Origin of the sequence: Ruminococcus sp. (genome assembly GCF_045129435.1) — a bacterium.
Taxonomy (GTDB): Bacteria; Bacillota; Clostridia; order Oscillospirales; family Acutalibacteraceae; genus Ruminococcoides.
Genome location: NZ_JBGVJL010000171.1, coordinates 1 through 4,924, shown reverse-complemented (window position 1 = coordinate 4,924; position 4,924 = coordinate 1). Strand labels below are relative to the sequence as shown.

The 4,924-nt window shown below is 41.1% G+C and carries 6 protein-coding genes and 1 pseudogene; all 7 read right to left on the bottom strand.

Annotated elements, in window-relative coordinates; translation table 11 throughout:
* A pseudogene (locus ACJMMI_RS07990) lies at window positions 1–192 on the bottom strand (hypothetical protein); the annotation flags it as partial.
* Between the two features lie 45 nt (window positions 193–237).
* On the bottom strand, window positions 238–558 hold the full coding sequence (locus ACJMMI_RS07985; RefSeq protein ID WP_405354801.1) for a hypothetical protein: 321 nt from the start codon (window positions 556–558) through the stop codon (window positions 238–240).
* 2 nt (window positions 559–560) lie between these two features.
* Window positions 561–755, bottom strand: coding sequence for a helix-turn-helix transcriptional regulator (locus ACJMMI_RS07980; protein ID WP_405354800.1), 195 nt, complete (start codon window positions 753–755; stop codon window positions 561–563).
* The gene (locus ACJMMI_RS07975; protein ID WP_405354799.1) at window positions 752–1,117 is read right to left on the bottom strand and encodes a hypothetical protein; all 366 of its coding nucleotides are present in this window, start codon (window positions 1,115–1,117) and stop codon (window positions 752–754) included. The genes ACJMMI_RS07980 and ACJMMI_RS07975 overlap by 4 nt, the downstream gene beginning before the upstream one ends.
* A 145-nt stretch (window positions 1,118–1,262) precedes the next feature.
* A complete protein-coding gene (locus tag ACJMMI_RS07970; RefSeq protein ID WP_405354797.1) occupies window positions 1,263–2,045 on the bottom strand; it encodes a helix-turn-helix domain-containing protein in 783 nt (260 codons plus the stop codon).
* A gap of 198 nt (window positions 2,046–2,243) precedes the next feature.
* On the bottom strand, window positions 2,244–4,037 hold the full coding sequence (locus ACJMMI_RS07965; RefSeq protein WP_405354796.1) for a CHAP domain-containing protein: 1,794 nt from the start codon (window positions 4,035–4,037) through the stop codon (window positions 2,244–2,246).
* Window positions 4,038–4,069: 32 nt separating this feature from the next.
* Complete coding sequence (srtB, locus tag ACJMMI_RS07960; RefSeq protein ID WP_405354794.1) at window positions 4,070–4,858, bottom strand: class B sortase; 789 nt, start codon at window positions 4,856–4,858, stop codon at window positions 4,070–4,072.
* Between the last annotated feature and the right edge of the window lie 66 nt (window positions 4,859–4,924).

Genomic DNA, 4,924 nt, shown 5'->3' with positions numbered 1-4,924 from the left:
CAATAAGCTCAGGATGTGCCACAAGTAAGGAATAGCTGCAATATCCAATCTTGAACTGCTTAGCAGATTAAGTATCGGATTCAATCCAATCATTAGAATATTCATATCATCAAGGTTGAGGATATTCAATATTACAACAGCCACGCCTAAAATAACAAACCAAAAAGTGAACGACTTAATTATCTTTTTCATTATTCACACCTCCTAAGACGGATAGATATTCTACTACATTCGCTATTATCTTTTTTTATAGAAGATCCTGCCGATACCGTTCCCTGCAAGAGCAATTACCGCATAAGCAATAATGTAAACCCACGCCGAAGCATTATAGAAAATAAAGATTGTAGGCGCAAATAAGACCGTTGCTACAATCGGGAACAGGAAATCAAACCCTTGACGAACCCCATAGATAACGGCGCAAATAAAGGTAATAAGCGGTATTACCATTAACATCATCAACATACCCATTCCGGTATCCTTAATCAACAAGGGTAATACATAGAAATTCAAGACTAATGCAATCGTATAAGGTATCAACGCTAATAATTTCTTTTTCATACTCAGTCCTCCAATTCAAACAGTTCTTCAACCGTTGTATTTAATTGACGTGCCATTTTCATTGCAAGTTCAAGGGTTGGATTATACTTATTATTTTCTATTGCTATGATTGTCTGACGAGAAACTCCTAATGCTTCTGCGAGATCTTCCTGCCGATAGCCACCGGCTTTGCGAAGCTCCTTAATCTTGTTTATCATAATTTCACACCCATAATGATAATTGCTGAGCCGATAGTTACAATTACTCCAACTACAACACATACCCAAATTATGATCTTCAATAATGGGGATGTTTCAAATGAGTCCTCATCATCCTTAACCGCATTCCGTGTCATAATGAGTTGTGAAAGCGTTTGGATACCTGACGCTACAACAAGAAGAAAACAAGGGATAAGGTTTAGTGAAGTGTGGAAAGCATAAACCTTATATGATTCATATAAAGTCCAAACAAATAAAGCAGCCAAGAGAAAAACCAAAGCATTCCTTTGTGCTTTGAAAGCTATTTGCTGTTCCATTTCATCCATCTTACGAAAGCCGAGTTTCTTAAAAAAGTTTTTCATAAATATCACCTCACAGAAAATGTAAAGACCTTTTTACATTTTCATTATACGCATAACAAAGCAAAATGTCAAGAGTTCTTGACATTTTGAAATGTGACATTTCTGAAAACAAATTGAAAGGCACCGCCGAACGATGCCTTTACTGTTATTTCTTTCTTAAATTTTTAACATAGCAGACTGTATAAGTTTCAAGAAGTGCTATCAGGACATAACATATAAAATTTAGTAATAGTTCTATCGTCGTATTGTAATCAGTATAGGATGGCATAGGCATCGTGCAAATATAGTATTCAAGCACATATATCGCAAGTGGTAATATCCACGACAAAACAAGTAATACCGTTTTTTTTGCAGACGTCTTAACGATGGTATCCTTAAAAACAATATTAGCAACAAAAAGCATTATCACAAATACCATCAACATCGATACGGAAAGCACTGGCAAAAAAGAAAGTCCAACTAAAAATGGTATCAGAACAACTAAAGGAGCAAGAGCAGTCCATATACACCAATAAAATGCTTTTTTTCCGGCAAACAAGCATAGCAATCCACTTATCAAAAAAGACAGTGCTATGGGTAAGAGAATAATGTAGTCACCGGGGTTATAACCCCAAATTAAAAGGATCAGTCCCACCAAAAGAGAAAAAGCAAAAAGTATGTAGCCAATTATTTTTTGAGCAGATGAACTCTTTGTTTCAGATTTAGTTATTTCAATATGTTCTTGTTTGTGAGTTTCTCTACCTGTGATTTCATCAAGCGATACTTCAAAAACGTCACAGAGTTTCATAAGTTTATCCAAATCCGGAACGGCAGCATCTGTTTCCCATTTTGAAACAGATTGCCTTGATACATCGAGCCGATCTGCAAGATCTCCTTGTGATAAATTTTTCGATGTTCGTAGTTTATAAATATTATTTCCGATACTCATAACGGTTCCTCCGTTCTATTTTCTGCTTTTATTATAACGCAAATGTATGTATTTTTCCACCAATCCGTCTTGGAAGATTAGCAACTCGCAGTTGCATCTGCAAAAAATAAAGGTTTTTATATCGGTAAACAAGACATTTTTGAGAGTTTAACAACCAAATAAAAAAAGAAGCCGCCCACAAGGGGCGACTTCTCGTTTTTAATACTGCGGTACACCATAACCGAGAATTTCATAATAGCCAACAGAGTATTGTTTCTGTCTTACACTATCACCGGAGTTACCTTCAACAGTATAGACAATTCCGTTCTCGACTTTCTGAACGATACCCGTATGGTCGGATAGACCGTCTTGCGGTCCTGACTCACCATCGGGAGAATCCCAATCAAAGAAGATAATCATACCCGCAACGGGTTCGGCAGAGCCGTCAATCCATTGACCTCTATCTTTGAACCATTGCACACCGTTTACACAGCCTGCATATTTCGGAATAACACCTGTGTCGATATATCCGCACTCGTTAGCACACCAAGATACGAAGCAGGCACACCATTCAACTCTTGAGCCGAAGCCGTACCAACTCCAATAAGGATCTCCGCCAACATTACCTATCTGTGTGAGAGCCACCGTTACGATTTGGTCATCCGAATAGTTGATACCGTACAGAGCCGCCGCCCAAAGTGAATTGTTTTGGGGTTTTAACAGTTCTGTCAGGTAATCTTTCTGTTCCTGATTAAAGCCATATTGTGAAGCCATTTCATCAACGGTCTTATGCGTAACCGTGATATACAGATAGGTTCTCGTTACAGTCGTTTCCGTCTGCACGATATTTCCGTTTCCGTCATCAGTTTCGGTTATCACGGTTTCCGACACACTCTCTGTTCGGGAACTGATTTCATTCATTTCCCAAAACAAGTCTTTGAGCAGTTGTTTCTTGTTATCGTCCATTGTGGCAACCTCTTGAGGGTTATCGGGATCGGTGTTTGTCTTAACCGCATACACGGCAAGTACATCTTTCCAAACTGCACGACTGCCACTCATTTCAAGCACATCGTAAGTTGTTCCGTTTCTGATCTCCAAGAGCTTGTTGTCATACTCGGTATTGATTTCCTGAACGGCAGTCTGCATAGTCTGTCCCGTTCCTGAATCCTCTCCTGAGAAGAAGATACCGAACACCGAGCAAAGAATGAGAGCCACAAGGCATATTACAATGATAATAACAACGGCAACCCAACCGCCTGCGGCAATAGCAGCTACAAGTCCTTTAACTGCGGCTATGATAGCCTTAACTGCGGCAACCGTTGCTTTGACAAGCCACTTCGCCGCTACGACTGCGGCTTTGGCCGCCGCCCGTGCTGCCTGAGCCGCCGCTTTTGCGGCTTTAGCAGTCGCTTGAGCAGTTTTCTGAGCCGCCTTTGCCGCTTCTTGTGAAGTCTTAATAGCCGTCTTTGCGGTACGTTCTGCGGTCTTTACGGTTTTGCCCGTAGTCTTGACCGTACCTTTACCGACTGTCTTAACGGTTTTCTTTCCCGCCGAAGTTGCAGACTGCTTTACGGTCTTTGTAGTGGCTTTCTCAGCGGTCTTTACAGTCTTTGAACCCGTTTGCCTTACTGTATGCTCTGTGGTTCTCTCGGCAGTTTTAGCCGCCTTGTCGCCAACTTTCTCAGCCTGCTTCTCAAGAGCCTTTTCAGCTCGTTTCTCTTTGAAGCGGTCTATGCCGTCTTTCGCTTTGTGAATATTGTCCTTTGTGGTTTCCAACCCCTTACGACCTGCTTTGTCGAATTGGTGGATACCTTCGTGAACTGCGGTGTCAACACCACGCTCATACTTATCAGAAGCATATTCATCAACCGAGTTTTCAGCTGCATAGGTACTGTGTTCTGCTCGGTCTTTGGTAGAGATATACGCCTGCTTCATTCGCTCTCCGGCAACGGCGGCTTTATCAATGGTCTTGATTGAACCTTTGACTACATCTCTTGTTTTAATATCTGCCATTGTAAACCTCCTTTCCTGAGAAGTGAAAAGGCTTAGTCAACAACTCTTTTCGCAACCAAAACAAGCCGACCGTTGGTGTTGGAATATTCGCAAGTGGAAAGTGTAATGAGCTTGTCGCCGTACTCGGCAGATACACCCGTATCATAGAGTGCCTTATCTTTGCACTTAGCGATATACTCGTCAAACTGTTCCGGTGTTTGGGCATCCGAGAACTGAAAATACTTAAACTCGTTTGCTGAGCCGGTGTAAACTACGGTCTTGAAAACGGCGATCACTTCATAGGTCTGCTTTTCATATAGAGTGTTAAAGCTGAAGGTCTTATGTTCTTCCCAAAAGTCTTTTTTCTTGAACTTCTCAAGGTCAGAAAACATAGAGCCGTTTTTCATATGATGACCGTAAATTATCACGTTGTCAGATGGCTTAGAAACATCACAATTTTCTCCAACATAAGGACAACCATAATCGGTATAGGCTTTGTCAAAACCGTGCTTCAGGTAAAAATTCGGGTTGTCAACGGACTGCATTACGGGATAGTTGATTTTGGTATCCTCAATGCAGATCCAACCAACCAAATCGTTGTTCTGCTCATAGAGTTCTGCATATTCAGGAAGCATAACCAACTCGCCACTTTCGGGTGGTGTAGTTGGCATGGGCGCTTCTGTTTCAGGACTCGTTTCTGTTCTTTCAACGATTTGGGCAAGGCTTTCATAGAGTTCTTCCTGCTCATTTGCTTCTTTGAAATGACTGTGTATCATCACTCCGCTGAATATGGCAATCAGCAAGAAGAAAGAAATAATGGATACATAGATATTCTTGTGCATAGCCTTTCCTTTCTACGAACCCTGAGAGAGTTATGCACTCTCTCCAGGTTTCGTTGTCATAAGTTT